The 26,996-nt window shown below is 63.3% G+C and carries 24 protein-coding genes and 1 pseudogene; 13 read left to right on the top strand and 12 right to left on the bottom strand.

Going from position 1 to position 26,996, the window contains the following annotated elements; genetic code table 11:
- Positions 1-50: 50 nt before the first annotated feature.
- The gene (locus tag AC5ZG5_RS10770; RefSeq protein WP_456641823.1) at positions 51-1,034 is read right to left on the bottom strand and encodes a polysaccharide deacetylase family protein; all 984 of its coding nucleotides are present in this window, start codon (positions 1,032-1,034) and stop codon (positions 51-53) included.
- 200 nt (positions 1,035-1,234) lie between these two features.
- On the opposite strand from AC5ZG5_RS10770, the gene AC5ZG5_RS10775 reads away from it, so the two are divergent.
- Together AC5ZG5_RS10775 and AC5ZG5_RS10780 are read left to right on the top strand one after the other, a co-directional pair.
- The gene (locus tag AC5ZG5_RS10775) at positions 1,235-2,149 is read left to right on the top strand and encodes a LysR family transcriptional regulator (protein WP_456641824.1); all 915 of its coding nucleotides are present in this window, start codon (positions 1,235-1,237) and stop codon (positions 2,147-2,149) included.
- A 129-nt stretch (positions 2,150-2,278) separates the two neighbouring features.
- Positions 2,279-2,511, top strand: a pseudogene (locus AC5ZG5_RS10780) (IS5/IS1182 family transposase); the annotation flags it as partial.
- Positions 2,512-2,648: 137 nt separating this feature from the next.
- Here AC5ZG5_RS10780 and AC5ZG5_RS10785 read toward each other — a convergent pair.
- Complete coding sequence (locus AC5ZG5_RS10785) at positions 2,649-3,830, bottom strand: MFS transporter (protein ID WP_456641825.1); 1,182 nt, start codon at positions 3,828-3,830, stop codon at positions 2,649-2,651.
- Positions 3,831-3,933: 103 nt separating this feature from the next.
- Here AC5ZG5_RS10785 and AC5ZG5_RS10790 point away from each other — a divergent pair, with 103 nt between their 5' ends.
- Complete coding sequence (locus AC5ZG5_RS10790; RefSeq protein WP_456641826.1) at positions 3,934-4,893, top strand: LysR family transcriptional regulator; 960 nt, start codon at positions 3,934-3,936, stop codon at positions 4,891-4,893.
- A gap of 360 nt (positions 4,894-5,253) precedes the next feature.
- Positions 5,254-6,504: an acyltransferase family protein gene (locus AC5ZG5_RS10795; RefSeq protein WP_456641827.1), complete on the top strand. Its 1,251-nt coding sequence runs from the start codon at positions 5,254-5,256 to the stop codon at positions 6,502-6,504.
- Positions 6,505-6,506: 2 nt separating this feature from the next.
- On the opposite strand, the gene AC5ZG5_RS10800 is transcribed toward AC5ZG5_RS10795, so the two are convergent.
- The 4 genes from AC5ZG5_RS10800 to AC5ZG5_RS10815 form a co-directional block, all read right to left on the bottom strand.
- Complete coding sequence (locus tag AC5ZG5_RS10800) at positions 6,507-7,046, bottom strand: c-type cytochrome (RefSeq protein WP_456641828.1); 540 nt, start codon at positions 7,044-7,046, stop codon at positions 6,507-6,509.
- Complete coding sequence (gene soxC, locus AC5ZG5_RS10805; protein WP_456641829.1) at positions 7,033-8,298, bottom strand: sulfite dehydrogenase; 1,266 nt, start codon at positions 8,296-8,298, stop codon at positions 7,033-7,035. The genes AC5ZG5_RS10800 and soxC overlap by 14 nt, the downstream gene beginning before the upstream one ends.
- Before the next feature lie 130 nt (positions 8,299-8,428).
- A complete protein-coding gene (locus AC5ZG5_RS10810; protein WP_456641830.1) occupies positions 8,429-9,916 on the bottom strand; it encodes an amino acid permease in 1,488 nt (495 codons plus the stop codon).
- A 73-nt stretch (positions 9,917-9,989) separates the two neighbouring features.
- Positions 9,990-11,198 (bottom strand): cytochrome P450, encoded by a 1,209-nt coding sequence (locus AC5ZG5_RS10815; RefSeq protein WP_456641831.1) that lies wholly within the window; start codon positions 11,196-11,198, stop codon positions 9,990-9,992.
- A gap of 292 nt (positions 11,199-11,490) precedes the next feature.
- Here AC5ZG5_RS10815 and AC5ZG5_RS10820 point away from each other — a divergent pair, with 292 nt between their 5' ends.
- From AC5ZG5_RS10820 to AC5ZG5_RS10830, 3 genes are all read left to right on the top strand, one after another.
- Positions 11,491-13,227, top strand: coding sequence for an ATP-binding protein (locus tag AC5ZG5_RS10820; protein WP_028166489.1), 1,737 nt, complete (start codon positions 11,491-11,493; stop codon positions 13,225-13,227).
- Between the two features lie 84 nt (positions 13,228-13,311).
- Positions 13,312-13,890: a peroxidase-related enzyme gene (locus AC5ZG5_RS10825; protein WP_456641832.1), complete on the top strand. Its 579-nt coding sequence runs from the start codon at positions 13,312-13,314 to the stop codon at positions 13,888-13,890.
- Positions 13,891-13,911: 21 nt separating this feature from the next.
- A complete protein-coding gene (locus tag AC5ZG5_RS10830) occupies positions 13,912-14,412 on the top strand; it encodes an MgtC/SapB family protein (RefSeq protein ID WP_130226331.1) in 501 nt (166 codons plus the stop codon).
- On the opposite strand, the gene AC5ZG5_RS10835 is transcribed toward AC5ZG5_RS10830, so the two are convergent.
- Positions 14,409-15,035 (bottom strand): ParB-like protein, encoded by a 627-nt coding sequence (locus AC5ZG5_RS10835; RefSeq protein WP_130226332.1) that lies wholly within the window; start codon positions 15,033-15,035, stop codon positions 14,409-14,411. The two genes, AC5ZG5_RS10830 and AC5ZG5_RS10835, sit on opposite strands and share 4 nt — an antisense overlap.
- Before the next feature lie 295 nt (positions 15,036-15,330).
- Here AC5ZG5_RS10835 and AC5ZG5_RS10840 point away from each other — a divergent pair, with 295 nt between their 5' ends.
- The 6 genes from AC5ZG5_RS10840 to AC5ZG5_RS10865 all read left to right on the top strand — a co-directional run bounded on the left by AC5ZG5_RS10840 (position 15,331) and on the right by AC5ZG5_RS10865 (position 20,157).
- Entirely contained in the window at positions 15,331-15,672 is a 342-nt protein-coding gene (locus tag AC5ZG5_RS10840; RefSeq protein WP_456641833.1) for a hypothetical protein, read from the top strand.
- Positions 15,673-15,866: 194 nt separating this feature from the next.
- Entirely contained in the window at positions 15,867-16,172 is a 306-nt protein-coding gene (locus AC5ZG5_RS10845; RefSeq protein WP_027583603.1) for an acyl carrier protein, read from the top strand.
- A gap of 11 nt (positions 16,173-16,183) precedes the next feature.
- Entirely contained in the window at positions 16,184-16,657 is a 474-nt protein-coding gene (locus AC5ZG5_RS10850) for a 3-hydroxyacyl-ACP dehydratase FabZ family protein (protein WP_028166494.1), read from the top strand.
- A complete protein-coding gene (locus AC5ZG5_RS10855) occupies positions 16,650-17,837 on the top strand; it encodes a beta-ketoacyl-ACP synthase (protein ID WP_456641834.1) in 1,188 nt (395 codons plus the stop codon). Before AC5ZG5_RS10850 ends, AC5ZG5_RS10855 begins: the two co-directional genes overlap by 8 nt.
- A gap of 32 nt (positions 17,838-17,869) precedes the next feature.
- Entirely contained in the window at positions 17,870-19,147 is a 1,278-nt protein-coding gene (locus tag AC5ZG5_RS10860; RefSeq protein ID WP_456641835.1) for a beta-ketoacyl-ACP synthase, read from the top strand.
- 74 nt (positions 19,148-19,221) lie between these two features.
- Positions 19,222-20,157: a lipid A biosynthesis lauroyl acyltransferase gene (locus tag AC5ZG5_RS10865; RefSeq protein WP_456641836.1), complete on the top strand. Its 936-nt coding sequence runs from the start codon at positions 19,222-19,224 to the stop codon at positions 20,155-20,157.
- A 117-nt stretch (positions 20,158-20,274) separates the two neighbouring features.
- On the opposite strand, the gene AC5ZG5_RS10870 is transcribed toward AC5ZG5_RS10865, so the two are convergent.
- The 5 genes from AC5ZG5_RS10870 to AC5ZG5_RS10890 form a co-directional block, all read right to left on the bottom strand.
- The gene (locus AC5ZG5_RS10870) at positions 20,275-21,384 is read right to left on the bottom strand and encodes a polyamine ABC transporter substrate-binding protein (RefSeq protein ID WP_456641837.1); all 1,110 of its coding nucleotides are present in this window, start codon (positions 21,382-21,384) and stop codon (positions 20,275-20,277) included.
- 4 nt (positions 21,385-21,388) lie between these two features.
- Positions 21,389-22,558, bottom strand: coding sequence for an aminotransferase (locus tag AC5ZG5_RS10875; RefSeq protein WP_456641838.1), 1,170 nt, complete (start codon positions 22,556-22,558; stop codon positions 21,389-21,391).
- 6 nt (positions 22,559-22,564) lie between these two features.
- Positions 22,565-22,894 carry a rhodanese-like domain-containing protein gene (locus tag AC5ZG5_RS10880; RefSeq protein ID WP_130226340.1) on the bottom strand — a complete coding sequence of 110 codons (330 nt, stop codon included), beginning with the start codon at positions 22,892-22,894 and terminating at the stop codon, positions 22,565-22,567.
- 123 nt (positions 22,895-23,017) lie between these two features.
- Entirely contained in the window at positions 23,018-24,943 is a 1,926-nt protein-coding gene (locus tag AC5ZG5_RS10885) for a potassium transporter Kup (protein WP_028166501.1), read from the bottom strand.
- Between the two features lie 148 nt (positions 24,944-25,091).
- On the bottom strand, positions 25,092-26,990 hold the full coding sequence (locus tag AC5ZG5_RS10890) for a potassium transporter Kup (RefSeq protein ID WP_456641839.1): 1,899 nt from the start codon (positions 26,988-26,990) through the stop codon (positions 25,092-25,094).
- Positions 26,991-26,996 lie beyond the last annotated feature (6 nt).

The raw sequence follows: 26,996 nt of genomic DNA on the forward strand, positions 1-26,996 counted from the left end.
CGGCCGAATGTCACACGCGGCGGTAACCTTCGGCCAAGCCGTGCACTCCATCAGGCCGACGGCCCCGAAAGACCGGTCTTCTGCACAGGGCCACGATCGAGGTACGGGGTCTTGTCGCGCGTCTTCAGCGCCCAATTCGCGATCTCGTCCTTACGGGCAAACCAGACGGCCGGCTTGCTCTTTGCGTATGTGAAAAAGCGATCAAGGGCGCGCACGCGATTGGCGTGACCGGAGAGGCGGTCATGGACCGCCATCACCATCATCCGACGGCGACTGGCCCCTTCCTCATAAAGCTGATCGAATTCGTCCTTGAGCGACTGCTCATAGGCAGCCGGGTTATAGCCCTCGAATGGGTAAGACACGATGTCGTTCAAATGGAAAGTGTAAGGCACTGTGACGAAATCGCCGCCCCTGACTGGCAGAATGAACGGCTCGTCCATACTGGCTTCGTCCAAATAGTAGGTGAAACCGAGCTCTTTTAGGATATCGAGTGTGTGCGGGCTGTTGCGTACCCAATAGGCGCTCCATCCCTTCGGCGTTTGGCCGGTCGCGCGCTCGATGCTGTTCATGTTGTCGATGATGAACTGCCGCTCATCAGCCGGGCTCAGATCATAGCTCGCCGACCAGGTGCGGCCGTGGGCGGCCGCTTCGTGTCCGCGACGCACGACCTCTTGTGCCAAAGCGGGATCCTTGTCGACCGCTTGCCCGATCATGAAGGCGGTGACCTTGATGCCGTGCTTGTCGAACAGGTTGAGCAAACGCGGCGTGCCCTCGTAGATGCCGTACTGGAACACGCCGTTAGTCGGCATGTCCGGCAAGCCGTCCTTGATCGGTTCGGGGATCACGCCAGGAGCGCCGGAGAGGGGCTGACCGCCGCCTTCGTACATTAAGGAAATGCTGATCGCGAGACGCGCGCCATTGGGCCAGAGCGAGGAATTGTCTGTCATTGTCGCCTCCTTTCCTTCGACCGTTACATTCAGCGTCATTGCAGCAGCCGAGGCGCCGGTGGAGGTCAGAAATTCGCGGCGGTTCATGATGGGCCCTCCAAATCCCGGATCAGAAGTGCTGACGCGTCGCAAGTCATTACGCCTACGGATCGTCGAGGCCCACCAGGGCGTTGATGGAGTCGGCGAACTGCTTCTGGCTCTATCAGCCGTGGCTACCGTGAATAATTTGGCTCATGCAAACATTCGGAGTAGTCTAAAAAAATGACTTTCATAAATACGAGATCTGTATGAATGATCGCTTCACCTCAATGCGGCTGTTCGTGCGGGTCGCACGGAGCGGCAGTTTCTCCGTGGCAGCGCGCGAGATCGGGATTACGCAGCCGACCGCGTCCAGGATCGTGGCGGCGCTGGAGAAGCAAATCGGCGTCGCATTGTTGCTGCGCAGCACGCGGGCTGTGACGCTCACGGAAGCCGGCGCGGATTATCTCGCTCGGTGCGAGGCGATCCTCGCAGCGCTCGATGAAGCCGATCATGCTGCACGGGGCACCGGTGAGTTGCGCGGCACCCTGAGAGTGGCGGCGTCTCCGTCCTTCGCTTCTCGTACGATCATGCCAAAGCTCGCCAAGTTTAGCGATCGGCATCCGAAGCTGCGCATGGAATTTTCACTCGACGATGCTCGGCACAACCTCATCGAAGATTCCGTGGACGTGGCCGTCAGGATAGGCTCCCTCGATGATAGCACCGCTGTAGCGCGCAAGATCGGCACTCTTCACCGGGTTCTCGTCGCCGCCCCGTCGTACCTGGCGCGAGCTGGTGTTCCTTCCGTGCCGGCTGAGATCACCAAGCACACGCTCATTGTGGGACCTGCGGGTGGGTCTTCAGAGGCATGGTCGTTTCGTAAAGCCAGAAAGGCTGTTTCAGTTCGCATCCAAGGACGGTTTGTTATCAGCGCGACGGAAACAGCGTCTGCCGCTGCAGTTGCAGGCTTGGGTATCTGTTCGACCAGCCAGGGAAGCGTTCGGGCTGAGCTGCGGTCGGGAGCACTCGTCAGGATCTTACCAGACTGGGAAGTTGGTTCGGCCGACATCAACGTGATTTTGCCGGCTGGGCGCGCCGCCAAGGCGTCAGCTCGTGCCTTCGCCGAGTTTATCGCGGAGCGAGTTCATGAAATGGAGCGGGACTTTCCCTGGGAAGGAAATTGAAATCGCCGGTATCCGTGACCTCGGGTCACTCGTGAGGAACCTCGACCCCTTTGCGTGATTTTTCTGCGGCCACCATGTCCGTTGTGGGTCATTTTCGACGGATTCAACTGGGGTTGTCGGCAGGTTAATGACGCCGACTGGATTAGAGAGCTTGCCATGAAGAAGGGCGCGTGGGCCAACATCCCGCCGAAAAGCAATCGCAGCGATCCGATCTGCTTCAGCCCCTATCTCTACCGCGCTCGCAACCGGGTCGGGCGGTTCTTCAACAGGATCAAACAATGTCGTCGGGTGGCGACGCGTTACGACAGGCTCGCTGCCAACTCCTTGCCTTCGTTCAACTCGCGTCAATCAGGCTATGGCTGCGCCTTAATGAGTCCGCGTCCTTGCGCCCCACGCTCCGCTATATCTCGAGGACGAAGGCGAGAAACGTAATCCGCCATTCGCTTTCGACCAAACCGGCCGGATTATTTCGAGCTTCACTGTGGAAATCGGCCGGCGCCTATTCCGCAGGACAGGTCGCCGCCCGGGCCTGCGGCCGATCCAGGCGCAGGCTCCACAGCGCCAGGACAAAACCGGCCGAGGTGATCGCCGCCGCGACCAGCGGCAGTGCGGTGAGACCGAGTCCATGATCGATGGTGATCCCGCCGGCCCAGGCGCCGAAAGCATTGCCGAGATTGAAGGCAGCGATGTTGAGGCTCGAGGCGAGCGTTCGTCCGGCTTCGCCTGCGGTCTCGAGCACGCGGAGCTGCAGCGGCGCTACGGTCGCGAACGCCGCGATGCCGAGCAGTCCGACCAGCACGATGGTCAGGACCTTCAGCGGAAGGACAGTAGCCATTGCGACCAGCACGATCGCGAGCGCTGCCAGCGTTCCGATGAGAGCGCGCGGCAGGCCTCGATCGGCCAGCCGTCCGCCGGCGACGTTGCCGATCGACAGCCCGAGCCCGAACACCAAGAGGATCGGCGACACGGCAGCATCGGAAAATCCGGTGACGCGTGTGAGGATCGGCTGGATGTAGGTGAAGACCGTAAACACCCCGGCATAGCCGAGCACCGTCATGGCGAGGCAGAGCTGGACCTGCGGACGAAGCATCACCGCCAGTTCATCTCGGACCTTCACCGCATTGCCGTCCTCGCCCACACTGCCCGGCACGAACAACGCCACGACGGCAAAGGCCCCGACGCCGATCGCGGTGACCGCCCAGAACGCCGCGCGCCATCCGAGCGATAGCCCGATCCAGGCGCCGAACGGCACGCCGAGAATGGTCGCCACCGTGAGGCCGACGAACATCGTCGCGATCGCGGAAGCGCGCTTGTCCTCGGCGACGAGGCTTGTCGCGACCACCGAGCCGACGCCGAAAAACGTGCCGTGTGCCAATGAGGTCAGCACCCGCGCGGCCATCAGCAACCCATAGCTCGGCGCAAGCGCGCAGGCGGCGTTGCCGAGCGTGAAAATGGCCATCAGCGCCAGCAGCACGGCCTTGCGCGGCATCTGCCGCGTCGCCAGCGTCAGGATCGGCGCGCCGACGAACACGCCCAGCGCATAACCCGAAATGAGCAGGCCTGCGGCCGATACCGACACCTGCATGTCGGCAGCGACCTGCAGCAGAAGACCCATGATGACGAATTCAGTGGTACCGATGCCAAAGGCACCGGCGGTGAGCGCAAGGACAGCGATGGGCAAGGACGTGGCTCCGGACTGGAAGGACGGCAAGCCCGGAAATAGCGTTGTGACGTTGCGAGAATTAGAGGGCGACAAGTCCAATCATTTGTGACACCAGTTCAACATGGTTCGATCAGACACCAACCGCTCCGGCGAAATGGAAGTGTTCGTCCGCGTCGTCGATCGCGCCGGCTTTACTGCCGCAGCGCAGAGCCTGCGGCTCACGCCCTCGGGCGTCAGCAAGCTGGTGTCGCGGATGGAGGCACGCCTCGGCGTCAGGCTCATCAACCGCTCCACGCGCAAGCTGCAGCTCACGCCGGAAGGTGAAGCCTTCTATCAACGTGCGGTCCGCATCCTCGCCGAGATCCAGGAAGCCGAACATGAAGCCGCCGCCGGCGCGACGCCGCGAGGCCATCTCACCGTCAACAGCAACATCCCGTTCGGCTCATTGCATATCCTTCCGCTGGTACCGCGCTTCCTTGCCGAGCATCCCGGGATCACGCTCGATATCGTCCTTACCGATACCGTGATCGACCTGATGCAGGAGCGCGCTGATATCGCGATCCGGGCCGGCCCGCTGCAGGTGTCGCGGCTGATCGCGCGCAAGCTCGCGACCAGCCGCATGGTCGTCGTGGCCTCGCCGGACTACCTCGCCAAACATGGCACGCCCAAGACGCCGACCGAGCTCGCCAACCACCGCGGCATCGGCTGGACCTTTCCGCGCACGATCCGCGGCTGGCCATTCCGCAAGGGAGAGCGGATCGAAGAGGTGCTGCCGCCGCCGATGGTCCGTGCCAGCGACGGCGAAGCCGTGCGCCGGCTCGTTTTGGGCGGCGCCGGGCTGGCGCGCCTTGCTTTGTTCCACATCGGTCCGGACATCGAGGCCGGACGATTGGTTCCGGTGCTTCAAACTCTCAATCCCGGCGACCGCGAAGATATTCACGCGGTCTATGTGGGCCATGCCGGCCCCCTTCCCGCCCGCGTGCGCGCCTTCATCGATTTCCTGTCGCGCCACATCCGGCTCAGCGACCCCGCGCTCAAGCGAACGGCCGACGGCAAGTGGAAGCTGGTGAGGAAATCGTAAGGGGGCGGGTTAGCGTCCCACGCTGCGCGATAATCAACGAGCGCGGGAGAAGCGTAGTCCTGCCGTTCGCTCGTACGAATACGCCGTGGTTATTCCGGGGCGCGCGCAGCGCGAGCTATGATGTGCGATTGCACATCAGAGAATCCATCTGGCCACAGGCGCGAGCGGCGAATTGGATTTTCCGGGCTCATCGCTTCGCGATGCCCCGGAATGACGGCTCCGTCATTGCAAGCGTAAGCGAATCATCCGCTGATTTACCAACCTCAGAGAACCCCGACCACCCCGCCGCTCCGCCATCAGCGCTGGCCCCCGCCTTGCTCAAGGACATGCCAAACGCATTGCCGGCGAAAGAGGCGTATCATGGCGGGACAGACATCTTCGGGCGTGGGCCGGTTTGAGGCACTTGATGCAATGCGCGGTATCTGCGCGCTGCTCGTGGTGCTCTTCCACATCCCTATTTACCATGCGCTGAAGGGCACCCAGCCGTTCGTGAACCTGCAATTCTGCGTCGACATGTTCTTTGCCCTGTCCGGCTTCGTGCTCTGTCACGCCTATGGCCAGCGCCTTCAGCATGCCGGCGATGGCGTCCGCTTCATGGCGATGCGGTTCGCGCGGCTCTGGCCGCTGCATATGGTGATGCTGGCGCTGTTCGTAATGATCGAAGTGAGCAAGATCATCTTCGTGCGCACCGACGGTTCGTTCTCGCTGGATTCGGTACCGTTCGGCGCCGGGCACACGCTCTATGAAGCCGTCACCAATATCCTGTTCCTGCAGTCCTTCAACCTGCATGGCGGCCTGACCTGGAACGGCCCCGCCTGGAGCGCGGCGGTCGAGTTCTACGTCTCGATGCTGTTCGCGGTCATCGTCGTGCTGTTCCCGCGCCGGCGGCGCGAGATCTTCCTCGGCCTCTGTCTTGCGGCCGGAATGCATCTCTACGAACGTTCGCCAGGCACGCTGTTCGTTTCCAGCGATTGGGGCATGCTGCGCGCGATGTTCTCCTTCTTCGCGGGATGCCTGGTCTACGACCTGCGCCTCTATTCCAACGGCCGGCTCGACATGCCGAACATATTGGAGGTCTCGTGCGCGGTGCTGGTTGCCGTGTTCGTGTTGGTTACTCCATCCGGCGGACCACAATATCTGTTTCCACTGCTCGCCGCGGTCGTGATCTGCGTGTTCTCGTTCGACCAGGGCAAGATCTCGGCGGTGCTGCGCTCGCCTGCGCTGCAGAAGCTCGGGCTGTGGTCCTATTCGATCTATATGATCCACACCTTCATCTTCCAGATCATGCGGAGCGCCGCCTCCTTCCTCGGCCACAAGCTCCACCTCGAACTGGTGGCATGGCACAATGACGACAAGCTGGTGGTGCTGGGAACACCAACGCTGGCGCTGGTGGCCGCGCTGGTTCTTTCCGTGGTCCTCGTCGTCCCCGTCGCTGCGCTCACCTATCGCTGGATCGAGAAGCCCGCGATGGACATGGCCCGACACGCGCTCTCCGGGACGGCGCGCGCGGAAGCGCCGCTCGGCTTCGGCGCGGCAATATGGCGGCTGTTCAGTGCCGGCGTGATCCGCGCGGCGGCCGGCTTCCGCGCCGTTCGGCTGCGGCTGCCGTAGAGCTAGCGCACGTCTGGCCGCGGATCGGAAACGAAGTTGTCGCGATTGGGCATCTTGATAGCGGCGAGCGTCTTCGCGTCGAGCACGGCGTCCGCCGGAACGAGGCCGTTGAGATTGAGGATGTAGGCGGAGACCGCGTAGACATCCTCATCGCTCAGCGACTGCGGCGCGTTCTGCGGCATGGCGCGGCGGATATAGTCGAACAGTGTCGGAGCATAGGGCCAGTAGCTGCCGACGGTGCGCACCGGTTTTGCGCTCGCGAGCGTGCCCTGTCCGCCGACCAGGCGATCGCCGACACCGCCCTGCCCGTCGGCGCCGTGGCAGGTGGCACATTGTTCGCTGAAGACCACGCGGCCGCGCTCGACGTTGCCGCTGCCGGGCGGCAGGTTCGATCCATCATGGCCGATATCGATGTCCCAGCCCTTGATTTCCGCCGGCGTCGCCGCGCGTCCGATATGGAAAGACTCCTCGGCCTGCGCGGCAGCAGCGAGCCCGGCGATCACGGCGGCCAGCAGCACGACATGCGATCTAAGCCAGCGCATTGCTCACCTCCCCATTCGCGGTAATGCGCCACGGCCAGATCGCGTTGTTGTGGTAGTAATGATTGACGCCGCGAACCGCGAGCAATTCGGCGAGCGTCGGCTGCACATAGTCGGTCTCGTCGATCGCGCGGCTCTGGATCACGGCGGGAGTGCCGTCCCACTGCCAAGGCAGGCGAAAGCGGGTGAGCGCGCGGGTCAGGACCGGCTCCTGAAGTTTGGCCGTCTGCCAGCTCTTGCCGTCATCGACCGAAATCTCGATGCGCTTGATCTTGCCGTGCCCGCTCCAGGCGATGCCGGATATCTCATGGAAGCCGGTGTCGTTCAGTTTCTGTCCACCCGAGGGACGCAGGATGATCGATTTCGCCTCCATGGTGAAGGTGAACTCGCGTGCCGTTCCGTCGGGCATCAGGTCGGTATATTTGGAGGTCTCCTCGCGCGAATAGACAGGCTCCGCGACGGCCTTCAGCCGCCGCAGCCATTTGATGTTCATGTTTCCCTCGAAGCCCGGCAGCAAGAGGCGCAACGGATAGCCCTGCTGAGGGCGCAGCCGCTCGCCGTTCTGGCTGTAGACCAGCATGGCGTCGTCGAGGCATTTCTCGATCGGGATCGATCGCGTCATCGCCGCCGCATCCGCGCCCTCGGCCACCATCCACTTCGCTTCCTTCTGCAGGCCGGCTTCGTCAAGGACGTCCTTCAGCATCACGCCGGTCCACTCGGCGCAGCTCACGAGGCCGACGAGGTCAGACGCGGTCTTGCCATAGGGCTTGGTGTAGACGGGATTGCCGGAACACTCGATGAAATGGATTCGCGACTGCGACGGGAAACGACGGATGTCGTCCATCGTGAAGATCAACGGACGGTCGACCAGGCCATGCAGCATCAGCCTGTGCTGCGCCGGATCGATTGTCGGCACGCCGCCGTGATGACGTTCGTAGAACAGCCCGTTCGGCGTGATGATGCCGTCGAGCTCCTGCAGCGGCGTACGGCCGGAGGTCGAGATATATTGCGGCAGCGTCTTGGAGATGTTCTTGACGACGCCCTTCTCATAGACCGACGGCGTGCCATAGGGCTGATCGCCCATCGGTGCGCCCGGCGCCTTCATCCATTCGGGAATGTTGGGCGGAAGGTTGCTGGTGTCCGCGGTGCCTGGTGTCGCGCCGAGGGCGGCCCCGCCTGCGACCGCCGCACCTGTTTGCAGAAAATGCCGGCGGGATGGTCGTCGTTCGCTGTTGGCGATTGTTTGCTCGCTCATGACGCGCTCCCTTGCCGCTCTCGTTGATCGATCTCAGGCTATCACCGAACGCCAGGAACACGCCTTCACATCTGCAAAATCGCGTGAGCGTCATGGGGGAATTTGCTCCGGGCCGAATCGTTCCGCCGTGTCAGCGCCGATCGTTCGCCTGCAGACGACTATGCGTCCGGCCATAGGCGGCATAGATCACAAGGCCGATCACGAGCCACACCGCGAGCCGGATCCAGGTGTCCATCGGCAGGCTGAGCATCAGGAAGATCGAGGTTGCGGCCGCGGCCGGGCCCACCAGCCAGATCGCCGGCGCCCGGAACGGACGCGGCAGGTCGGGATCGACGACGCGCAGCACCATGGTGCCGATCGAGACCACGGCAAACGCGAACAGCGTGCCGATGCTGACGAGTTCGCCGACCAGCCCGATCGGCAGCAACCCGCCGAGAAGGGCAACGACGATGCCGGAACCGATGGTGGCGACATGAGGCGTCCTGAAACGCGGATGGATGTTTGCGATCGCCGGCGGCAGCAATCCATCATAAGCCATGGCGCGGAAGATCCGGGGCTGCGCCAGCAGCATCACCAGTATCACCGAGGTCAGGCCGAACAGGATGCCGAGCTTGATGACCGGCGACAGCCAGCCGACGCCGGCCGCATCGATCCCGACCGCGATCGGGTCGGGAACGTTCAGCCGGTCGAACGGGACGATGCCGGTCAGCACGAAGCCGACGGCGACATAGAGCGCCGCGCAGATCACGAGCGAGCCGAGAATGCCGATCGGCATGTCGCGCTCCGGCGACTTCGCCTCCTGCGCGGCGGTCGAGACCGCGTCGAAACCGATATAGGCGAAGAACACCACGGCCGCGCCGCGGAACACGCCGGACCAGCCGAAGATGCCGACGCCCGCATTCGGCGGAATGAAGGCCCCTTCGGGATTGCTCGCGGTGACCCAATTGGCGGTCGAGAACGAGGAGATCGTGCAGGCGATGAAGAGCAGGATGACGATCAGCTTCACCGCGACGATGAAATTGTTGAACCGCGCCGACTCCCTGATCCCTGCAACCAGCAGCGCCGTGATGAAGACGATGACGACCATCGCCGGCACGTTGAAGATCGCGCCCGTCGACGACCATGCGTGCGTGGTCGCGTCATAGCTCAGCGGCGCAGACGCGAGCTCCGGCGGGATCGTAAGGCCGAAATCCCTGGCGAAGCTGACGGCATAGCCGGACCACCCGATCGAGACCGCGATAGCACCGACGGCATATTCCAGGATCAGGTCCCAGCCGATGATCCAGGCCACAAATTCGCCGAGCGTCGCATAGGCAAAGGTGTAGGCGCTGCCGCAGACCGGGACGGTCGATGACATCTCCGCATAGCAGAGGCCCGCGAAAGCGCAGGCGACCGCGCCGAACGCGAAGGAAAGCGTCACCGCAGGTCCCGCATTCGCCGCCGCGGCGTGTCCGGTCAGAACGAAGACGCCGGCGCCGATGACGGCGCCGATCCCGAGCGCGACGAGATTGAGCGCCGACAGCGTGCGCCGCAGCGGCGAGGCCCGTGCGTCTCCTTCCACCCCTGCCGCCTCCTGCAGCAGGTCGGCTGTCGATTTCCTGGCCCAGATGTCTGCCAAGAACCGCCTCCTCGCAACTTCGACCCCGGCGGCCGGTCGTACAGGCTAGCATGGTCTCGATAGGCTACGCCGCTCACGCATTCGGCACCACGGGCAGCTTCTCGATCATCCGTATCCCGGGACGGCGTCGCCAATGGATCTCCGACGGCTGAACCGCAAGCTGAAGCTTTGGCCAGCGGGTGAACAGCGCCTTGAGTGCGCAGATCGCCTCGATCCGCGCGAGCTGGTGACCGAGGCAGAAATGGATGCCCGTGCCGAAGGAGATGTGGCGGTTCGGACGCCGCTCGAGATCCATTTGCTCGGGTTGCACGTGCGATGCGGGATCGAAATTGGCCGCCACGATCATGGCCATCACGCGATCGTTCTTCTTCAGGGCGACACCGCCAAGCTCGACATCGTGTCGCACATAGCGCGGCTTCGAGAATTGCACCGGCGAGACGAAGCGCAGGAATTCCTCGATCGCGAGGGCGGCGCGGTTCCAGTCGGCCTCCAGCCAGTCACGCGTCTCGGGGTTCTTCAACAGTTCGAAGACGGATCCGCTGATCAGATGCGTGGTGGTTTCGGAACCCGCGCCGAGCAGTAGCATCACCATCGACACCATTTCGTCCGGCGTGATGCGGCCGCCTTCCCTTTCGACCTGCACCAGTTCGGCAATGAGCCCCTCACCGCCCTCCTTGCGCGCAGCCTGCAGCCGCTCCTCCAGGTAGCGTCGGATCTTCCCCAAGGTGAACAGCATGCGCAGGAAGCCGAAGGTGCTGGTAATCTGCCCTATCGCATTCGCCCAGCCGATGAATTTCGGCCGATCGGCCGCCGGTAGGCCGAGCAGCTCGCAGATGACGGAGAGCGGCAGGATGCGCGCATAGCGCTGCACCAGATCGGCGGGGCTGCCCCATGCGAACAGTTGGTCCGCAAGGCCGTCCGCGATCGCCCGGATGTGCGGCTCCATCCCGAGCACGGCGCGACGGCGGAACGCCTCATCGACGATGCCGCGCAACCGGCTGTGATCCGGCTCGTCCTTCGTCAACATGCTGTTGGCGATCGTCGCGATGGATTTCGGCATCCACCACTGCAGTCCTGCGAGCGCCCCGTCCTCCTTGCGCAGCGTGAAGGTGGAGGAATCCTTCAGCATCTGTGCGGTGGTCTCATAGGTCGTGGTGACCCAGACCTTGCCCACGATCGGAAATCGCGTGGCGACCACAGGCGCTCGGGCTCGCAGCGCCGCAACGGCGGTCGCCGGATCGCGGAAAAATTCTTCGCTGGTAAAGTCGATACGCGGTGCCATCGGCCCCCCTCCACCCTGCCCCGATCAAAGTGGTGCGGCGCGCATGGCTGACGGTATCGCGCTCTGCTGAAGTGGTAAATCGATCGTTAACCGGAGCCACAAACCGAGTTCCAACGAGAAAACCCTGATTTTCCGTACAACTTGGCTCCCTCGCTAATCGCCCAGAGGTAAATCCTCACTCAGATGATGTGGATTTAGCAAATTCGGAACGGCGTCGGTTTAACCCTTTGTCCAGCCCCGCTTCCCATAGTGAGAGCCCACCTCAATCTCACAATATCCCGGGTCCGGAACTGTGACATCCTTTGGACGTGTGATTTCGGTGCGCGGCTCGCAAGCCCGCGTCGGACTCCTGGCAACCAGCCAGATGCCGTTTTCGGAAGTGCGCGCGACCGTCGGCCGCTTCGTCAGCATCCGGAGTGCGTCTTCCGTGATCGTCGCCATGATCACGGAGGTGAGCTGCGAGGACCTGCCGACATCCGACAATTATATCGCAACCGCCTCCGTCGACCTGCTCGGCGAAATCCTCGGCGGCGACCGTCCCAAATTCCAGCGCGGCGTCACCAACTACCCGACCATCGGCGACACCGTAGACCTGATCAGCGCAGAGGAACTGCGTACGATCTATGCGCCGAGCGGCTCGGACCAGATCAATGTCGGCACTCTGCAGCAGGATCGTTCAGTCACCGCCTATGTCGATATCGAGGAAATGCTGTCCAAGCACTTCGCCGTGCTCGGTTCGACCGGCGTCGGCAAGTCCACCGGCGTGTCGCTGCTCCTCAACGAGATCCTGAAGTCGCGGCCGACCCTGCGCATCTTCCTGCTCGACGTGCACAACGAATACGGGCGCTGCTTCGGCGACCGCGCCCAGGTGCTCAACCCGCGCAACCTGAAGCTGCCGTTCTGGCTGTTCAACTTCGAAGAGATCGTCGACGTGCTGTTCGGCGGCCGCCCCGGCGTGCCGGAAGAACTCGACATCCTTGCCGAAGTCATCCCGATGGCGAAGGGCATCTACACCCAATACCAGAACGCCGACCGTATCGGACTGAAGCGCATCGATCCCAAGCAGATCGGCTACACCGTCGACACGCCGGTGCCGTATCGTCTTGTCGACCTGATCGCGCTGATCGACGAGCGCATGGGCAAGCTCGAGAACCGCTCCTCGCGCATCATCTATCACAAGCTGATCTCGCGCATCGAAACCGTCCGCAACGATCCGCGCTACGCCTTCATGTTCGACAACGCCAATGTCGGCGGCGACACCATGGCGGAGGTCATCAGCCACCTGTTCCGCCTGCCCGCCAACGGCAAGCCGATGACAGTGATGCAGCTCGCCGGCTTCCCGGCCGAGGTCATCGATTCCGTCGTGAGCGTGCTCTGCCGGATGGCATTCGATTTCGGGCTGTGGAGCGACGGCGTCTCGCCGCTATTGTTCGTCTGCGAGGAGGCGCACCGCTACGCGTCCGCCGACCGCAATATCGGCTTTGGCCCGACCCGCAAGGCGGTCTCCCGTATCGCCAAGGAAGGCCGCAAATACGGTGTCTATCTCGGCCTCGTCACCCAGCGCCCGGCCGAGCTGGATGCCACCATCATCTCCCAGTGTAACACGCTATTCACGATGCGGCTCGCCAACGACCGCGACCAGGCGCTGTTGCGCTCGGCGGTTTCCGACGCCGCGGCCAACCTGCTGTCGTTCGTGCCCTCGCTCGGCACTCGCGAGGTGTTGGCGTTCGGCGAGGGCGTGGCGCTGCCGACGCGGCTGCGCTTCAAGGAGGTGCCGCCGCATCAGCTTCCGCGCAGCGAAGCCACCATCGCGACCGTGCCGTCGGTTGCCGCCGGCCACGACATGCATTTCGTCTCGGCCGTCCTGGAGCGCTGGCGCGGCGCGACCTCGCACCGCGACGTGCCCAACGACCCCGCGATCAGCGAGCGGCCCGCCGCGCGCAGCACCACGCTGGATGCGCCAATGCTGCAGCCTTCGATGGGACTCGATCCGGACCGCTTCTCGCTCCTGAAGAAGCCATTGCGCTGAGCGCTTTCAGCCGGGCGCTTGCGCTCGCGCCGTCATCGACTATGGTTCCGGCCAAGCTGCATTGCCTTGAGCCGGAACCCGCCCATGACTGAGCCGATCGCAACACGCTTTCCCACGCCTTCCCTCGACAAATTGCCCGAGGATATCCGCGAGCGTATCCTCGCAGTGCAGGAGAAATCCGGTTTCGTGCCGAACGTCTTCCTGGCGTTCGCCTTTCGCCCGGCCGAGTTTCGCGCCTTCTTTGCCTATCACGACGCGCTGATGGAGAAGGACAGTGGCCTCTCCAAGGCCGAGCGGGAAATGATCGTGGTGGCAACGAGCGCCGCCAACCAGTGCCACTACTGCGTAATCGCGCATGGCGCGATCCTGCGTATCCGCGCCAAGAATCCGCTGATCGCCGACCAGATCGCCGTCAACTATCGCAAGGCCGACATCACGCCGCGCCAACGCGCCATGCTGGATTTTGCGATGAAGGTGAGCCGCGAGGCGAGCACGATCTCGGAGACCGCTTTCAGCGCGCTCGAAGCGCACGGGTTCAGTGACGACGACATCTGGGACATCGCGGCGATCGCCGCCTTCTTTGCACTGTCAAACCGGATGGCGAATTTCACCGCGATGCGCCCGAACGAGGAGTTCTACATGATGGGACGGTTGCCGAAATAGCCGGCCACCGAGGTATGCCGCGTGCTTGAATGGAGCGACATCATCCTGCGCCTTGGCGTCGCCACGCTGGCGGGCGCCCTGATCGGCCTCAATCGCGATCTGCGCGGAAAGCCGATCGGCCTGAAGACGCTCGGCATCGTCGGACTGTCCACCGCGACAGTCGTGGTGGTCGCCGTGCAGTTCACCGAAGTTGGCAAGATCACCGATGCGACCAGCCGAGTGATCCAGGGCATCTTGACCGGCATCGGCTTTCTCGGCGCCGGCGTCATCGTCCATGAGAGAGAACACTTCCGCGTCCGTGGATTGACGAGCGCCGCCTGTGCCTTTCTGGCCGCCTGTATCGGGATCGTCTCCGGAGCCGGAGAGTGGCGGATCGTCGCGACGGCCCTGGTGATCGCGCTCGTGCTCCTGACCGTCGGCCGCCGCACTGAGCGATTGCTGCATCGCGCACTGGGCGGCCACGACGATCCCGGTGAGCGGGATACGGCGGTCACGCCACCACGGGGACCGGCAAACGGCTAGTCATCGGACGCTGGACCGCACCAGCCCGGCAGGTAGACCGCGTCCTTGCTCTTTGCCGCCGCGAGCGCCTTCTCCATCGCCGTGTCGAAATCAGCGTCCACAAGCTTGCGGGCGACCCTGCGGCGCAGGAAATCCGCCCACAGGAATTCACTGAATGGCGTGGTATCCTTGGCAAAGCCGCCGGCACGGCGCAGTTCGCCGGCGAGGCTGCGGAACGGATCATCCTTCAGGTCGACCACCGATTTCGGCAGATCGCGAAAATGCCTGCGGTCACCCTTCGCGTCATAGGGAAAGACCCAACGCTTGTTGTCCATCACGCCCCAGAATGCATCGCGCTCGACCATCGTGAGATCGCCGATCACGGTGACAAGCACATCCTTGACGCCCTCATCGTGCAGCGCGCGGGCGAGATGGTGATGGTCGACGACGTAGTGGCGCTCATCGGGCCCGAGCACCACCGGGATCATGTGCTGGCCGAGCATTTCGGCGCGCTTCTTCGCTGACTTGTGCTCGCGCCAACGCTGACGCTTCTCCTTGACCTCCCTCATGCCGACCGTCATCTGAGTCGGGCGCAGGGACATGATCGTAACCGGCTTGAGAATCGGCTCACGCGTATTTGCCATGGTTCAACTCCCTATTGCTGCCGACGGAAACCATCGAGGGCCGGTTCCACTATGGCACGGCGCCACCAGGGATTGAATTCCTTGGTCTCTCGTTTCGATGAGCTGTGAACAGAGGATCCCCCACGACGCGCGAAGGTGCATCGCACACATCGCCGCGATGCCTTGCGCCCATCGCCCCACTGTCAGTTCCATGAAGTGTCGCGGGGATCAGGTTGCGAGAGCGCGCACCAATATTTTACGTGAGGACCGCGCACGGCGTGCTAAACAGGATCACAACTTCTGCGGACGGACGGCAGTGAAAACCCAGCGGCCTATCAGCTCGGACGGTGAGCACGTGGTGCTCAAATTCCGGCCGCGCACCTCCGCCCATCCGCCCGCCCACCACGAGCAACCGCTTGAGGCGGGAAAGCCCGGGCAAGTGGCCCGGGACCTTTCCCATTACGAGCGCCCGCGCGAGGAGCCCGACGACTTCCGCCAGCGCATGCTGGCCAATATCGCGGCCTTCGCTTTCACGGTGGCGCTGACCGCAATCGGCATCTGGTTGGCCGTGAGCATCGCCGACCTGCGCAAAACCCAGGATTGCGTCCTGATGGGCCGGCGCGATTGCGCGCGGATTTCGGTGATGCCGAGGGGCTAGCGCTGGAACCGCAGCCCTATCTGCTGCCCAACAAAGCGGCTCCACAGACAAGGCCAAGCTCCATTGAACTCGCGGCCCCGCTCCGATATACGGGCACTCGAGTCCGCCCGGGGGAACAGGGCATTCCGGGGCAAATCAGCCCGCCGCCTCCCGATCGTCCCGGAATTTATCGCCAATATATCAAAGGCTTAGTGATGTCTTCCACATTCGAGCAGATCGCCAACATTATCGCCGAGACCTGCGATATCCCGCGCGACACGATCAAGCCGGAAAGCCACGCCATCGACGATCTGGGGATCGACAGCCTCGACTTCCTCGACATCGCCTTTGCGATCGACAAGGCGTTCGGGATCAAGATGCCACTTGAGAAGTGGACCCAGGAAGTCAACGACGGCAAGGCCACGACCGAGCAGTACTTCGTGCTGAAGAACCTCGCTGACCGCATCGACGAACTGGTCGCGGCCAAGAACGCAGGCACGGGCACGGCGTCGGGCTCGTAACCGAGCGCCCCATGCAGCTCGAATATTTCACGCTCATCGATCGCATCGTCGACCTCAACATCGGCGACAAGACGATCGTGGTGGAAGCTGACGTTCCGCAGACCAGCACGATCTTCGAAGGCCATTTCCCGGGCTATCCGATCATGCCTGGCGTGCTGCTGACGGAAGCGATGGCGCAGTCGTCCGGCTGGCTGCTGCTCGGCCTGATGAAGTTCGAGCGGATGCCCTTTCTCGCGATGATCAAGGAAGCCAAGATGCGTGGCTTCGTCAACCCGGGCGAGGTACTGACGATCGAGGCCAAGGTCGAGCATGAAGGTTCGGGCTTTGCGGTGACGTCGGCCAAGGTTCGGGTAGGCAAGGAATTGAAATGCAGCGCCGATCTGACGTTCCGCCACATCCCCTTCCCCCATCCCGATCTTCGCGTGCACATGGACGCGATGGCCAAGAAGATCGGCTTTCCGCTGCAGGCGCTGACGCATGACTGAGCGGAAGGAAGTCTGGATCACCGGCATTGGCGTCCTTTCGTCGCTCGGCGAAGGACTGGACGCGCATTGGGATGCGCTCAACGCCAAGCGCATCAACATCGACGACAAGCGGTTCGCGCCCTATATCGTCCATCCGCTCGCCCCGGTCAGTTTCGACGCGCAGATCCCGAAGAAGGGCGACCAGCGCCAGATGGAAGCCTGGCAGCGCATCGGCACCTATGCTGCGGGGATGGCGCTGGATTCGGCCGGCGTCAAAGGCAATCAGGAAATCCTGTCCCGCATGGACATGATCGTCGCGGCCGGCGGCGGCGAGCGCGACCTCGCAGTCGATACGGCGATCCTGAACGCCGATGCGCGTGGCAATTTCAGCCCCGGCTTCCTCAACGAGCGGCTGATGAGCGAGCTGCGCCCGACGCTGTTCCTGGCGCAGCTCTCCAACCTGCTCGCAGGCAATATCGCGATCGTTCATGGCGTCCGCGGCACCTCGCGCACTTTCATGGGCGAGGAAGCCTCCAGCATCGATGCGGCGCGGATTGCGCTGGCGCGCATCGAGGCCGGCCAGAGCGACATTGCGCTGGTCGGGGGCGCCTATAATGGCGAACGCCTCGACCTGCTCGTCCTCTTCGAATTCGGCGACTTCAACCTGACCGGCGAGTTCACTCCGGTCTGGGCCCGCGAGAACAACAGCGGATTCGCGCTTGGTTCCGCCGGCGCGTTCCTGGTGCTGGAATCCCGTGAGCACGCCGAGGCGCGCGGCGCCAAGCCTTATGCCAAGCTCTCCAAGGTGGTCGCCGATCTCGCACAGCGCAAACAGCCGGGCGCGGTGACGAAGTCTCTGGAGGCGCTATGGTCGAAACTCGGCGTCGACGACGATGTCGGCGTGATGGTCACCGGCGCGACCGGCGCCGAGCCCGTCACGTCAGAGGAGCGCGCGTTCCTGCGCCAACACCAGGGCCTTGCCGTGCGCGCCACCGGAACAATGTTCGGCCACACCGTGGAGGCCCAATTCCCGCTCGGCGTTGCCCTGGCGGCGCTCTCGGTCTCACGCGGCGCGCTGTTTCCGCCGAACGATCCGACCGGCTTCGAGGTTGAAAAATCCGATCCGCCGACCCAGATTGTAGTGATGGGAACCGGTCACTGGCAGGGCGAAGGGATGGCCCTGGTTGAGGCCGTCAAGTAGGGCGCATTCGCGCGAGCATCGACGGGGGAAGCATGGCGACACCACGCGATAAGTTTGGCAGGCCGATCGTTGTCGTGACCGGCATGGGCATCGTCACATCGCTCGGCGCCGGCAAGGCCGACAATTGGGCCAAGCTCGTTGCCGGCGAATCCGGCATCAAGACGGTCACCCGTTTTCCGATCGATGGACTGAGGACCACGATGGCGGGAACGGTGGATTTCGTCAGCGTCGATCCGTTCACCTCGACCAGCCTTTCCGAGCGCATCGCCGAAATCGCCACCGACGAAGCGCTGGCGCAATCCGGTATCGGCAGCAAGGGTGACTTTCCAGGCCCGCTCTTCCTCGCAGTTGCGCCGGTCGAGACCGAATGGCCGCAGCGGCTCGAACTCGGGCGCACGATCGACAAGAAGGAATTCGACTACTACGACATGCTGCGCGCGAGCGGTGGCGGCAGGTTCGCGCCCTATCATGATCGCTTCATGTTCGGTTCGGTCGCAAAATACCTCGCCGAGAACTTTGGTACCAAGGGCTCGCCGATCTCGCTGTCGACCGCCTGCGCCTCCGGCGCAACCGCGATCCAGCTCGGCGTCGAGGCGATCCGTCGCGGTGAGGCGGATGCGGCGCTCTGCGTTGCAACCGACGGCTCGGTAAATCCCGAGGCCGTAGTCCGCTTCTCCCTGCTCTCGGCACTGTCGACGCAGAACGATCCGCCGCAGGGTGCCTCCAAGCCCTTCTCCAAGAATCGCGATGGCTTCGTGATGGCCGAAGGCGCCGGCGCGCTGGTGCTGGAGAGCTATGAGGCGGCCACCGCGCGCGGCGCGAGGATCCTGGGTGTCGTCGCCGGCTGCGGCGAACTGACTGATTCGTTCCACCGCACCCGCTCGAGCCCGGACGGCAAGCCGATCATCGGCTGCATGCGCAAGACGCTGGCGGACGCCGGGATGGAGCCGGACCAGATCGACCACATCAACGCGCACGGGACAGCGACGCCCGAGAACGACAAGATGGAATATCTGACGACCTCGGCGGTCTTCGGCGAGCAGATCTCGAAGATTCCGGTGTCGTCGAACAAATCGATGGTCGGCCACACGATCTCCGCGGCCGGTGCGGTCGAGGCGGTATTCTCGCTGCTCACGCTCGAGCATCAGCGGATTCCACCGACCATCAACTATGACGTACCGGATCCGACCATTCATTTCGACGTGGTCGGCAACAAGGCGCGCGACGCCCGTGTCACTGCCGTGATGTCCAATTCGTTCGGCTTTGGCGGGCAGAACGCCTCATTGATCCTGACGCGCGAGCCGGCCTAGAGCATGATCGGAAGAACTGATCTCCGGTTTTCCGAAGAGATCATGCTCAACCAAACGCTGCGCCGCTTGTCGCGATGAACCGCCTCCAGCTCCTTCGAGCCCGCGCGCGCCTTCGCGACGCCGTCAAGCCCGTGGGCGAGGCGGCGGTGGGCGCGCTGACGATCGCGCTGTTGCGCACCACGCGCTGCTTCGATCCGTTCAAGACTGCCGATTTCTTCGGGCGCGCCGCGCATTTCATCGGTCGCAGGCTGCGTGAGGACCGGATCGGACGCGAGAATCTGAAGGCCGCGTTTCCGGAAAAATCGCCTGAGGAGATCGAGAAGATCCTGGCCGGCGTCTGGGACAATCTCGGCCGCATCGGCGCCGAATTCGCCCATCTCGACCATATCTGGGACTACGACCGCGACCATCCCGAGAACAGCCGCATCGAATTGTCGCCGCGGACCATGGAGCTGTTCGATCAGATCAGGGACGACGGCAAGCCGGCGCTGATCTTTGCCGCGCATCTCGGCAATTGGGAATTGCCGGCGCTGGCGGCTGTCGCGCACGGGCTCGACACCGCGATTTTGTTCCGCCGGCCGAATAGCGAAGCCGCCGACCGTGCGATCGAGAAGATCCGCGCGATCAAGATGGGCACGCTGATCCCCGCCGGTCGCGACGCGCCGCTCCGGCTTGCGCAGGCGCTGCAAGACAACAAGCACGTCGCCATGCTCGTCGACCAATATCTGACCAACGGGGTCGAGGTCACCTTCTTCGGCCGCAAGACCAAGGCCAACCCGACGCTGGCGCGACTCCGGCGTCAGGTGGAATGCCCGATCCACGGCGCCCGCATCATCCGCCTGCCCGACAATCGCTTCCGCGGCGAGCTGTCGGAGGAAGTGAAGCCCGTGTTCGACGCGTCCGGGCAGATCGATATTCAGGGCACGATGCAGGCCGTCACCAACGTGATCGAAGGCTGGGTGCGCGAATATCCGGAACAGTGGCTCTGGCTGCACCGCCGCTGGCGGTGAGCCGACTGCTGCCTTAGCGCGTCATCGCGAGCGTAAGCGAAGCAATCCATTGCGCCACTTGCGGAGATACGGATTGCTTCGTCGCTGCGCTGCTCGCAATGACCGCGGCAGCGAGCCTCACTTCCCCGTCTTCACCCTGGTCCAGAGCCGGTTGATGATCCGCTGGGTGGCCGGGTCGCGCGCGGTGATGACGAACAGTTTCTTCTGGGTCGCTTCGTCCGGGTAGATGTTCTTGTCGTTGAGAATCTTCGGATCGATCAGCTTCTGGCTGGCCAGGTTGCCGTTGGCGTAGGACAGGAAGTTCGAGTTCTTCGCAGCGACGTCCGGCCGGTAGAGGTAGTTGATCAGCTCATAGGCCTCGGCGACGTTCTTGGCGTCCGAAGGAATCGCGAGATTGTCGAAGAACATCTGCGCGCCCTCTTTCGGGATGGCGTAGCCGATTTCGATGCCGTTCTTGGCTTCGACCGCGCGGCTGCGCGCCTGCATGATGTCGCCCGACCAGCCCACCACGAAGCAGATCTCGCCGGAGGCGAGCGCGCTCAGATATTCCGAGGAATGAAACTTGCGAACATAAGGCCTGATCTTGCTGACGAGGTCAGCGGCCTTCTCGAGATCGGCCTGCTTGGTGGAGTTCGGATCGATGCCGAGATAGTTCAAGGCCGCGGGCAGGATGTCGTCAGCGGAATCAAGCATATGGATGCCGCAATCCTTGAACTTCGCGAGATTCTCCGGCTTGAACACCATGTCCCAGCTATCGATCCTGGCGTCGGGGCCGAGAATCTTCTGCGCCATCTGGACGTTGTAGCCGATGCCGGTGGTGCCCCACATGTAATTGGCGGCGTAGTTGTTGCCGGGATCGTAGGTCGCGAGCTCTTTGGTCACCACCGGCCAGGCATTGGCGAGGTTCGGCAGTTTCGACTTGTCGAGCTTGAGGAAGACCTTTGCGGTGATCTGGCGCTGCAGGAAATAGCCGGTCGGCACCACGACGTCGTAGCCGGACTTGCCCGCAAGCAGCCGCGTTTCCAGCGTCTCGTTGGCATCGAAGGTGTCGTACACCACCCTGATGCCGGTCTCCTTGGTGAAGTCCTCCAGCACCCCCGGCGCCATATAGTTCGACCAATTGTAGAAATTGACCGTGCGTTCCTCGGCGCGGGCGGATGAGGAGACGAGCAGAGCCGCGGCAAACAGGGCGGCGAGACAAATTGAATGACGGCCCTGCCCGTGCATCTCTCTACCTCTTTCGACGGTGCACCGCGTCCGACAGACGCTCGAGCGCAGTGTCGAGGGTTGCATCCTTCTTTGCAAAGCAAAAACGTACGACCGAGGTCACCGGGTCCTTTTCGTAGAAGGCCGAGACGGGGATCGCCGCCACCTTGTAGTCGGTCACGATGCGCCGGCAGAACGCCTCGTCGGTCTCGTTGAGCCCGAGCGGAGACAGGTCGACGGTGAGGAAATAGGTACCTTGCGATTTCAGGACGGGAAAGCCGAGACTCTCCAGTCCCTTTGTCAGCCTATCCCTGCTCCGCGCCAGGTCCTTGCGCATATCGTGAAAATACGCATCCGTCTTGCGGAGCCCATAGGCCACCGCCGCCTGCAGGTTGGGCGCGGTGGTGAAGGTAAGGAACTGATGCACCTTGGCGGCAACCCGCAGAAGCGGCGGCGCGGCGCAGACAAAACCGATCTTCCAGCCGGTGAGCGAAAAGATCTTGCCGGCGCTACCGACCTTGATGGTGCGGTCCCGCATGCCCGGCAGCGTGATCAGCGGGATGTGCTCGCGGCCATCGAAGATCACGTGCTCCCAGACCTCGTCGCAGATCGCGACCACGTCGAATTGCTGGCAGAACCGCGCAAGCAGTTCGAGGTCTTCGCGCGGATAGACCACGGCGGACGGATTGAGCGGATTGTTGAACAACACCGCCTTGGTCTTGTGGTTGAAGACGCTCCGCAGCATCTCCTCGTTCAGCCGCCAGTGCGGCGGCTCCAGCCGCAACAGGCGCGGAATGCCTCCGGCCTGACGGATGATCGGCAGATAGGAATCGTACACCGGCTGGAAGACGACCACTTCATCGCCCGGTTCGACCATCGCGAGGATCGACGATGTGAGCGCTTCGGTGCCGCCCGAGGTCACCATGACTTCCGTCATGGGATCGAGGTCAAGTCCGTGCCAGCGGCCGTAATGGGTGGCGATCGCCTGCCTGAGCTCGGGGATACCCATCATCGACGGGTACTGATTGTAGCCGTTGACGGAAGCATCCGCGGCCGCGCGACGGATGTCCTCCGGACCGGGATCGTCCGGAAAGCCCTGGCCGAGATTGATGGCGTTGTTGTCGCGCGCGAGCTGCGACATCGCTTCGAAAATGGTGACGGGAAGGTCTGCGAAGACCTTGTTCATGGAAGTCATGGAAAGTCAGCCGCCCGTCTTGGTCGGCAATCCCGCAGCCTTCCAGCCCAATATGCCCCCTGCCAGATGCTTGTCGTAAGGCAACCCCGCCGCCTGCGCCGCGAGCGATGCCGTCACCGAGCGCTTGCCTGAGCGGCAGGCAAACACGACCTCTTTGCCCTGCGGATCCGGAATCTCGTCCGGATCAAACGTCGACAGCGGCACGACGACGCCATCCGGATAGGCCTCAGCGGCGACCTCGTTGGGCTCGCGGACGTCGACCAGGAGATAGCGTCCATCCGCTATCCCGTTCGACACTTCCTGAGGCGTTAGATCATGCACCTTGTGGTCGGCCACGCGCGTTCTCCAGACAATTCTTGGGCTCAGTTCTTGGGCTCAGCCGGCCCCCGTTTCGGGCGCAAAGTCGCCTCTTGCGCGGGGAAAATCAAGCACCGCAAACAGCTTAGGACCAGCAAAAAGCTAGATCGTGACCTGCGTTCCGACCTCGACGACGCGGCCGGTCGGGATCTGGAAATAGTCGGTGGCGTCGTTGGAGGCGCGGCTGAGCGCGATGAACAGATGGTCCTGCCAACGCGGCATCCCGGAATGCGCGGCGGGCTTGAGCGAGCGCCGCGACAGGAAGAACGAGGTCGACATGATGTCGAACTGCCAGCCGAGCTTGCGGGCGATCGCCAGCGTCTTCGGCACATTCGGCGATTCCATGAAGCCGAAGCGCAGCGTCACCTTGGAGAAAGTCGGGCTGATCTGCTCCATTCGCACCCGCTCGGACGGGTCGATCCGCGGCGTCGGCGCGGTCTCGATGGTGAGAATGACGTTCTTCTCATGCAGCACTTTGTAGTGTTTTAGACTATGCATCAGCGCGGTCGGCGCGCTGGCGGGATCGCTGGTCAGGAACACCGCCGTGCCCGAGACGCGCTGCGGTGGCCGCTTCTCCAGCATCGCCACCAGATCGGCGAGCGGGAATTCCAGCTTGCGCGACTTCTCGAACAACAGCCGGCTGCCGCGCCGCCACGTGATCATCAGCGCCATCACGGCGCCGCCGAGCGCCAGCGGCACCCAGCCGCCCTCAAGCACCTTCAGAAGGTTTGCCGTCAGGAAGGTGAAGTCGAGAAACAGGAAGGGCGCGATCAGCGCGGCGGCGGCGATCGGCGACCATCGCCAAACCTTCCACACCACGACAAAGCCCATCATGCCCGTGACCACCATGGTGCCGGTCACCGCGATGCCATAGGCCGCGGCCAGCGCGCTGGAGGAGCGGAACATCAGCACCAGCAACAGCACCGCGATGAGCAGCATCCGGTTGATGCGGGGAATAAAGATCTGCCCCGAATGGGCTTCCGAGGTATGGCGAATCTCGAAACGCGGCAGCAGGCCGAGTTGGATCGCCTGGCGCGTCAGCGAATAGGCGCCGGTGATGACGGCCTGGCTGGCAATGACGGTCGCGACGGTGGCAAGCACGACCATCGGGATCAGCGCCCAATCCGGGAACATCAGGAAGAACGGATTCTCGATCGCCTTGGGATCGACGATGACGAGCGCGGCCTGCCCCATATAATTCAGCACCAGCGCCGGCAGCACGATGAACATCCAGGCGAACTGGATCGGCCGTTTGCCGAAGTGCCCGAGATCGGCATAGAGCGCTTCCGCGCCGGTGACGGCGAGAAACACCGCGCCGAGGGTGACGAACCCGATCACACCGTGATGAAGCATGAAGGAGACCGCATACAGCGGATTAAAGGCCAGAAGGACCTCGGGATGCTTGATGATCTGCGGCACGGCTGCAATCGCCAGCACCGCAAACCAGACGCACATGATCGGTCCGAAAAATGCGGCGACCCGCGCTGTGCCATGGGATTGCACGGCAAACAGCACCACCAGGATCAACGCCGTGACCGGCACGACATAATGTTCGAAGGTCGCGGTGACGAGCTTGATGCCTTCGATCGCCGACAGCACCGACAGCGCCGGCGTGATCACCGCGTCGCCGTAGAACAAGGCCCCGCTGATGATGCCGAGCATCACGACCGCGCCGGCGCCCTTGGTAACGGCGCGTTCGGCCAGCGCCATCAGCGCCAGCGTTCCACCCTCGCCATGGTTATCGGCGCGCAGCAGGATCACCACATATTTGAGCGTGACGACGACAATCAGCGCCCACAGGATCAGGGACAGCACGCCGAGCACCGCCTGCGTCGTGGCGACGCCACTGTGCTCGCTGGCCGCCACAACGGCTTCGCGCAGGGCGTAGAGCGGGCTGGTGCCGATGTCTCCGTAGACGACGCCGATGCTGCCGAGCGTCAGCGCTCCGAACCCTGCCGTGGAATGCGCCTCTCCATGTCCACTGGCCGCGGGCGTTTCCGCCGCGGTGACCGCACTCTCGGACGACATGGGAGGGAGCCTCTATTGTTCACTGCACAATGAAACAGCGCCGCAGGCCTATATCCCCGCTCGAATGCATAGGTTAGGCGAGAAATGGGCTGCCTCCATGCATTTTACACATAGCTCGATCGTTTAACCAGCCACAATCGTGCGCCCGTCAGATAGTTACCTGGGTGCCGACCTCAACCACCCGCCCCGTCGGAATCTGAAAATAGTCGGTGGCATCGTTGGCGGAGCGGCTCATGGCGATGAACAAGTGATCCTGCCACATCGGCATGCCCGACTGCGCCGCGGGCTTGAGAGACCGCCGCGACACGAAGAATGACGTCGCCATGATATCGAACTGCCAGCCGAGCTTGCGGGCGATCACCAGCGCCTTCGGGACGTTCGGCGACTCCATGAAGCCGAACCTGAGGCGCACCTTGGAAAACTTGTCGCTGATACGTTCCATGTAGACGCGCTCGGAAACATCGACGCGCGGCGTCTGCGCCGTCTCGATGGTCAGGATGACATTCTGCTCGTGCAGCACCTTGTTGTGCTTGAGATTGTGCAGCAGCGCGGTCGGCACGAAGCCGGGATCGCTGGTGAGGAAAACCGCGGTGCCCTTGACGATATGCGGCGGCCGCTTCTCCAGGCTCTTGATCAGGTCGTCAAGCGGCACCTCGATGCGCCGGGTCTTGGCGATCAGGATGGCCGTCCCGCGCCGCCAGGTCCAGATCATGGCCGCCATGGCTGCGCCGAACAAAAGCGGCACCCAGGCGCCCTCGAACAGTTTGAGGAGATTGGCGCTCAGGAACGTCATGTCGACCACCACGAACGGCACGATCACCGCGGCTGCGGTCGCTGCGCGCCAGTTCCACAATTTCCAGATCACCACAAAGCCCATGATGCCGTCGGCGACCATGGTGGTCGAAACAGCGATGCCGTAGGCCGATGCCAGTCCGCTCGAGGTGTGGAACATCAGCACCAGCAAGAGGACGCCGACCAGCAGCAAGCGGTTGACGCGCGGCAGGTAGATTTGCCCGGCATGGGACTCCGAGGTGTAGCGCACCTCGAAACGCGGCAGCAGGCCGAGCTGCACCGCCTGCCGGACAAGCGAATAGGCGCCGGTGATGACGGCCTGGCTCGCGATCACGGTGGCCGCGGTCGCAAGCACCACCAACGGCAGCAGCAGGAAGTCGGGAACCATCCGATAGAACGAGTTCTCGATCGCGGATGGATCGGAGAGCACCAGCGCTCCCTGCCCGAAATAATTGAGCAGAAGCGACGGCAGCACGAAGAACAGCCAGCCGGACTGGATCGGCTTGCGGCCGAAATGGCCGAGATCGGCATAAAGCGCCTCACCGCCGGTGACGGCCAGGAACACCGCTCCCAGCGTCACCAGCCCGATGGTGCCATGCGTGAGCAGGAACTGGAGCGCGTAATAGGGATTGATCGCCGCCAGTACAGATGGGTCATCCTTGATGTGGACCAGCCCCATCACGGCGAGCGTGGCGAACCAGACCACCATCACGGGCCCGAATGCGGAAGCTACCCGCCCGGTGCCGATGCGCTGGACCGAGAACAAGACGACCAGGATGACGATCGTGACGGGCACCACGTAATGTTGGAGTGCGGGCGTCGCGAGCTTGAGGCCTTCGACCGCCGACAGCACGGAAATCGCCGGCGTGATCATGGAATCGCCGATGAACATCGAGGCGCCGACCACGCCGAGCGCCAGCAACAGCCAGCTTCTCCGCCCCAGCGCCCGCTGCCCCAGGGCCATCAGCGAGAGCGTGCCACCCTCGCCGTTGTTGTCGGCGCGCAGGAGCAGCAGCACGTATTTCGACGTGACGACAATGAAGAGCGCCCACAGGATCAGCGACAGCACACCCAGGACGATGATTCGGGATACCGGCTGTCCATGCGTCGCGCCGGCGACTGCCTCGCGGAACGCATAGAGCGGCGAGGTACCGATATCGCCGAACACCACGCCGATACTGCCCAGCGTCAAGGCCCAGACGTTGGACGTGACCGGCCCTTCTTGGACCTCGCTGGATGAGACGCTGACAGCCATGGCGGG

Source organism: Bradyrhizobium sp. Ses1 (assembly GCF_059512365.1).

Excerpts from the sequence above, each read along its gene's own strand:
- AC5ZG5_RS10835 (WP_130226332.1), bottom strand. The coding sequence starts at position 15,035 with ATGGCAAATACGCGTGAGCCGATTCTCAAGCCGGTTACGATCATGTCC.
- AC5ZG5_RS10865 (WP_456641836.1), top strand. The coding sequence starts at position 19,222 with ATGAACCGCCTCCAGCTCCTTCGAGCCCGCGCGCGCCTTCGCGACGCC.
- AC5ZG5_RS10795 (WP_456641827.1), top strand. The coding sequence starts at position 5,254 with ATGGCGGGACAGACATCTTCGGGCGTGGGCCGGTTTGAGGCACTTGAT.
- AC5ZG5_RS10855 (WP_456641834.1), top strand. The coding sequence starts at position 16,650 with ATGACTGAGCGGAAGGAAGTCTGGATCACCGGCATTGGCGTCCTTTCG.
- AC5ZG5_RS10850 (WP_028166494.1), top strand. The coding sequence starts at position 16,184 with ATGCAGCTCGAATATTTCACGCTCATCGATCGCATCGTCGACCTCAAC.
- AC5ZG5_RS10860 (WP_456641835.1), top strand. The coding sequence starts at position 17,870 with ATGGCGACACCACGCGATAAGTTTGGCAGGCCGATCGTTGTCGTGACC.
- AC5ZG5_RS10890 (WP_456641839.1), bottom strand. The coding sequence starts at position 26,990 with ATGGCTGTCAGCGTCTCATCCAGCGAGGTCCAAGAAGGGCCGGTCACG.
- AC5ZG5_RS10885 (WP_028166501.1), bottom strand. The coding sequence starts at position 24,943 with ATGTCGTCCGAGAGTGCGGTCACCGCGGCGGAAACGCCCGCGGCCAGT.
- AC5ZG5_RS10770 (WP_456641823.1), bottom strand. The coding sequence starts at position 1,034 with ATGAACCGCCGCGAATTTCTGACCTCCACCGGCGCCTCGGCTGCTGCA.
- soxC (WP_456641829.1), bottom strand. The coding sequence starts at position 8,298 with ATGAGCGAGCAAACAATCGCCAACAGCGAACGACGACCATCCCGCCGG.
- AC5ZG5_RS10870 (WP_456641837.1), bottom strand. The coding sequence starts at position 21,384 with ATGCACGGGCAGGGCCGTCATTCAATTTGTCTCGCCGCCCTGTTTGCC.
- AC5ZG5_RS10815 (WP_456641831.1), bottom strand. The coding sequence starts at position 11,198 with ATGGCACCGCGTATCGACTTTACCAGCGAAGAATTTTTCCGCGATCCG.
- AC5ZG5_RS10800 (WP_456641828.1), bottom strand. The coding sequence starts at position 7,046 with ATGCGCTGGCTTAGATCGCATGTCGTGCTGCTGGCCGCCGTGATCGCC.
- AC5ZG5_RS10775 (WP_456641824.1), top strand. The coding sequence starts at position 1,235 with ATGAATGATCGCTTCACCTCAATGCGGCTGTTCGTGCGGGTCGCACGG.
- AC5ZG5_RS10845 (WP_027583603.1), top strand. The coding sequence starts at position 15,867 with ATGTCTTCCACATTCGAGCAGATCGCCAACATTATCGCCGAGACCTGC.
- AC5ZG5_RS10790 (WP_456641826.1), top strand. The coding sequence starts at position 3,934 with ATGGTTCGATCAGACACCAACCGCTCCGGCGAAATGGAAGTGTTCGTC.
- AC5ZG5_RS10875 (WP_456641838.1), bottom strand. The coding sequence starts at position 22,558 with ATGACTTCCATGAACAAGGTCTTCGCAGACCTTCCCGTCACCATTTTC.
- AC5ZG5_RS10825 (WP_456641832.1), top strand. The coding sequence starts at position 13,312 with ATGACTGAGCCGATCGCAACACGCTTTCCCACGCCTTCCCTCGACAAA.